At 33.8% G+C, this 563-nt stretch carries 1 pseudogene; it reads left to right on the top strand.

Going from position 1 to position 563, the window contains the following annotated elements:
- Positions 1–563 (top strand): annotated as a pseudogene (locus CIK04_RS29820) (LuxR C-terminal-related transcriptional regulator); the annotation flags it as partial.

Raw genomic sequence — 563 nt, forward strand, 5'->3', positions numbered from 1 at the left:
GGAAGTGATATTGATTACGGAAGACAGTCTGCAATCCTCACTGCTAAAAGAAATTCTTGAGAAAAACTCAATATGGTCGTTCATCTACTCACTCCAAAAGAGTTAGATGAACGAACGACGAGTTATTCTTCGATCAAGGCAATTCTTGTCGATTATAGTGTTGTTGAAGAGGATTTTTATTCTTCATATTTGAATTTTATAGATGAAAACTTTTCAGAAGTTCAAGAGGTGCTGATTAATTGCCAAAATAACATTAGTATTGAAGAATTATGTATTTGGCGTTCGTTGACTGGAATATTTTATTTATCTGATGATATTAGTACTTTAGAACTAGGAATTGACAAGATCCTGTCAGGTGATATGTGGTTTAGTCGTAAAATATCACAAGAATTTATTTCAACTTTGCGTCAGCACAGTAAACCTATCTCAAAAACCGTATCTACAAAGCTGACGAAACGAGAGCAGCAAATAATAACCCTTTTATCACTGGGGAATTCAAATCAACAAATTGCACGAAAGCTTTTTAGTTAGAGAAAACACAGTGWAAACGCATTTACACAACA

The organism is Vibrio sp. 03_296 (assembly GCF_002265885.1).